This is a genomic window from Pseudoalteromonas sp. MelDa3, assembly GCF_002863625.1.
Classification (GTDB): Bacteria; Pseudomonadota; Gammaproteobacteria; order Enterobacterales; family Alteromonadaceae; genus Pseudoalteromonas; species Pseudoalteromonas arctica.
The window spans coordinates 1-4,502 of record NZ_PJBR01000156.1 but is presented as its reverse complement, the minus strand read 5'-3'; the positions used below and the strand labels follow the sequence as shown (position 1 = coordinate 4,502).

Sequence of the window (4,502 nt, the reverse complement as noted above, 5' to 3'; positions counted from 1 at the left end):
CACAAAAAGGCATTGAAACTAATACTTAAATCACAAATTAAGCTAATTGCTAACACTTAAGTTACATGATATTAACACCTGCGCTTGTTAAGCAAATAATTTTATAATATATCAACAAGGACTTAAGGATGAAGCAATCAACTGCATTTACACCAAGCATTATTGTGGGCGCAACACTCGCATTATCAGCAGGTTTTACAACAACAGCCTACGCAGCAGAAGAAGCCAAAAAAGTAGAGCGAATTCAGGTTACTGGTTCTCGTATTAAGCGAACTGATATTGAAGGACCTTCTCCGGTACAATCAATCGGTAGAGCTGAAATCGAAAACATGGGTTACGATAATTTACAGCAACTTCTAGAAAGAATGCCTGTAGCAGGTAGCGGTACTTTCTCTACTCGTGGTAACAACCAAGATTCAACCGCTAACGGTTCAGCTGCAGTAAGCTTACGTGGCTTAGGAGCCGATGCAACACTGGTATTAATTAATGGTCGCCGTGTATCAATTAGTGCCTTTGCTGAAGGTATCACCAACTCATTTGTAGATATTAACAGTATTCCTGTTTCTGCTATTGAGCGTATCGACATACTAAAAGATGGCGCTTCAGCTATCTATGGCTCAGATGCAGTAGCGGGTGTAGTTAACGTTATCTTAAAGAAAGATATTGATGGTGTTGAGATTAATCTAGGCTATGGTGGTACAGATGGTCCAAATTATGAAGAAACAACAGCAAGCCTAGTTTGGGGTACAACAAGCGAAAAAAGTAGTGCATCTGTTATTATCGATTACTTTAAAAACACCTCTCTTTCTTCTGATGAAATGGGCAGCCTTGGCACTGCAAACCAAGCACCTTATGGTGGTGAAGATTTCCGTTCATCTCGTGGTTTCCCAGGCTACTTTTATGTGGATGGCGTTAAAACAATCGACCCTGCCTGTCCTGCTGAAAATGCAACTTCAAGTGGTAGCTGTTTATTTGATTACGGCCCATATGGATATGTTGCCCCAGCATCTGAGCGTGTAGGCGCTATTTCACAATTTGAATACCGCTTTGATAACGGCATTACTGGCTTTTTAGAAATGGCTGTTCAACATAACAGCTCTGTCGCTGCAGGTGCACCAACACCACTTGATGAAGATGCAGGCCTTACGGTACCCGCTAATCACCCAAACAATCCATTTGGTGAAGACATTCAAATTGGTCGTTACCGTACAGTAGATGCAGGCGCTCGCCAATGGGACATTGAGTCAGACACCTTACGCTTTGTTGCAGGGTTAAAAGGCGAAATAAACGATTGGAGCTGGGAGACAGCGGTACAAAAAGGTCGCAGCAAATCACTACAAACAGGCGATCGTACACAAGGCTGGGTACGCACCGATTTCTTACAACAAGAAATTGATGCCGGTAACTATAATCCATTCGGTGGCACATATAACGACCCAGCTGTAATTGACAGAATCACAACCAGCTTAGTGCGTCGCGGTGAGTCTCATATGACCTCTTTTGACGCTAACATTACAGGTGAAGCGTTTAGTTTTGGTGGCGAAGCTGTAATGATGGCCGCCGGTATTGAGTACCGTGAAGAAGATGTAAATGATATCCCTGATGATCAATTTCAACGTGGCTTAATATTTGGTACTGAATCAGTATCAGCTTCTGCTGATCGTGAACAATACGCTGCATATGTTGAGTTCTCAATCCCACTTGCTGAAAACCTCGAACTACAATTAGCCGGTCGTTACGATGATTATAGCGACTTTGGTACAACTACAAATCCAAAAATAGCTCTGCGCTGGGCACCGACTGATGAAGTAACGGTTCGTGGTTCTTGGGCGCAAGGCTTTAGAGCGCCTTCATTAGCGCAAATAGGCTTAGGTCCATCACAAAAAAGCCAATTTTTTGTTGATACACAGCGCTGTGAACAAACAGGATTAGATTGCCAAGCACTTGATTACAATATTGAGTTCTCTGGTAACCCTGATTTACAAGCAGAAGAGTCAGAATCATGGAACGTGGGCGTTATCTGGGCACCTACAGCTGAGTTTGGTTTAAGTGTTGATGTATGGAGCATTACTCAAGATAACAAAATCGATGAAGAAGAATTTGGTCCTATTTATGCTGCAGAATGTGGTAACCAAAATAGTACCGTATGTGTTCGTTTAGCCCCTACAGGCGGAGCAAGCTTAGGCACAATACAAAAAATACACAGCACATTTAAAAATTTATCATCGCAAGAAGTGTCTGGTGTTGATGTTTCAGCAAACTATAACCACTCTCTTGATGACTTAGGTTTACTTAAATTTAATTTAGAGTGGGCATATCAAGATAAGTTTGAAAAAGATGGTCGTGATTACACGGGTGAATATGGCTACCCAGAGCATCGCTTTATTTTCTCAACCAACTGGGAAATTGGTGAGTTTAACACCAATGTAAATATCAGTTATGTAGGTGAATTTGAAGATACGCCTGATATCGACTTTGATGGCAATTTAGACTTTGATAGCAATACTTCACGTATGATTGACTCGCAAACGCTTGTTGATTTACAAACGTCGTACCGTATTACTGAGTCAGCTAAAATATCTTTAGGTGTTAATAACTTATTTGATGAAGAGCCACCATTTGCAATTGGTGATGGCGATGGCGATTTATACGGTTATGCATCAGCTGTGCATAACCCTCGTGGCCGCTACTTGTACACTAAAGTAAGTTTTTCTTTCTAATTAAAGACATAAAAAAACCGCCAATTGGCGGTTTTTTTATTTAAAACTAAGGGCTAAATTATAGCTCGCCTTCGTTTTCAGATAAGAACTTAGCAACGCCTTCAGGGCTTGCGTCCATACCTTTTTTACCTTCAGTCCAACCAGCAGGACATACTTCACCGTGCTCAGTGTGGAACGCTAGCGCGTCAACCATGCGAAGCATTTCGTCGATGTTACGACCTAGTGGTAAATCGTTCACTACTTGGTGACGTACATTGCCTTCTTCGTCGATTAAGAATGAACCACGAAATGCAACACCCGCTTCTGGATGCTCAACGTCATACGCTTTACAAATTTCGTGTTTAACATCTGCAACTAGTGCGTATTGAACTTTACCAATACCGCCGTCTGCAACAGCAGTGTTACGCCATGCGTTATGTGAGAATTGTGAATCGATAGAAACACCAATTACTTCTACGCCACGCTTTTGAAACTCTTCAAAACGCTTATCAAATGCAATAAGTTCAGAAGGACATACAAACGTGAAATCTAGTGGGTAAAAGAAGATAACTGCTTTTTTACCTTTAATTGTTTCATGAAGGTTATAGCTATCTACAATTTCACCGTTACCAAGAACAGCTGCAGCGGTAAAGTCTGGTGCCTGGCGGCCTACTAATACACCCATTTTATTCTCCAAATATTTTGAGTTTGTTTTCAATTGCTTTCGCAATGCTGGTACTTATATGGGCGCTAAAAATTAAAAACCAATAGCGAACACATATAATTAATTGGCATTCTAAAGTTATTCACTACAAAAGAACAATCGCATTTAACGATGTGAGCAATCGAAAATAACGAACACTTACAACTTGCACTAATCTGCTTGAATAATAGGTTTATTTTGAAGTGTAAATTGCGTTGTAATTAGATAGAACTTTTGACGTTACTGAAGAAGGCTTAATACATTAAATTGTTTAAAAATTCATATAATGTGGTATTAATTTTTACAGGTACAAAAAAACCTGCAAATGCAGGTTTCTCGTTTAAATTTAATCCATTATATCTGAGGGCATATCGCCTCGGATTTTTTGCCAAATCTCACCTGTTTGATGACCGTATTTACGCATCATCGAAATAGCACCATCGTGCTCTTTATTTTCTGCCAAGATTGTTAAATCTTTATAAAACTGACGAGCAAGTTCACGAGTTCCGGCATCAGAGAAGTAATGACAACCAATCTTTGAATAAAAACCTCTAAAACCGTTGAGTATTAATACATAAATACGGTTATTACCCGCAACGGCTAATTCGTGATGAACTTTGTAATCGTAGTCAGCAAATGCCTGCGCAGTATCTTCTAGCTCATGACTTTGTGATAAAATTTCAATTACACGTTCAGGATTTAACTTAATTGCAGCACGTGTATAAATAGCACTAATATTAGTACGTGCAGATAAAAGCTGATCTGTCAGCTCTGGCATCTTGTCTTCATCTAAGCGCGCTAGTGTTTCAAGAATATTTAAGCCAGACGTTTCCCAAAAGTTATTTACTTTTGTTGGTTTACCATGCTGAATTGTTAACCAACCATCACGTGCTAAACGCTGTAATACTTCTCTCAAGGTCGTTCTTGTTACACCAATTAACTCTGAAAGTTCTCGCTCGGCAGGTAGAATTGAACCTGGAGGGAAATCGCCGTTCCAAATAGATTCAACTATATATTCTTCAGCAAATCCTGCTGGGCTTTTCGCTTTAAAAATTCTCATCCAGTTCCCACTCGAATTAATCAACACTCATCGTTTTACA

General features: G+C 40.0%; 3 protein-coding genes. 1 reads left to right on the top strand and 2 read right to left on the bottom strand.

The annotated features are described in order from the left end of the window. Nucleotides 1-128: 128 nt before the first annotated feature. Nucleotides 129-2,720 carry a TonB-dependent receptor gene (locus tag CXF89_RS18450; RefSeq protein WP_024608153.1) on the top strand — a complete coding sequence of 864 codons (2,592 nt, stop codon included), beginning with the start codon at nucleotides 129-131 and terminating at the stop codon, nucleotides 2,718-2,720. 58 nt (nucleotides 2,721-2,778) lie between these two features. Here the strand turns inward: CXF89_RS18450 and CXF89_RS18445 are convergent, their stop codons facing one another. Next, entirely contained in the window at nucleotides 2,779-3,384 is a 606-nt protein-coding gene (locus CXF89_RS18445; RefSeq protein ID WP_007378637.1) for a peroxiredoxin, read from the bottom strand. A 364-nt stretch (nucleotides 3,385-3,748) separates the two neighbouring features. Further along, entirely contained in the window at nucleotides 3,749-4,462 is a 714-nt protein-coding gene (gene fadR, locus CXF89_RS18440; RefSeq protein WP_004335692.1) for a fatty acid metabolism transcriptional regulator FadR, read from the bottom strand. Between the last annotated feature and the right edge of the window lie 40 nt (nucleotides 4,463-4,502).

Bases quoted from the DNA above. Each gene is read 5' to 3' on its own strand.
- CXF89_RS18450 (WP_024608153.1), top strand. From the start codon at position 129: ATGAAGCAATCAACTGCATTTACACCAAGCATTATTGTGGGCGCAACA.
- CXF89_RS18445 (WP_007378637.1), bottom strand. From the start codon at position 3,384: ATGGGTGTATTAGTAGGCCGCCAGGCACCAGACTTTACCGCTGCAGCT.
- fadR (WP_004335692.1), bottom strand. From the start codon at position 4,462: ATGAGAATTTTTAAAGCGAAAAGCCCAGCAGGATTTGCTGAAGAATAT.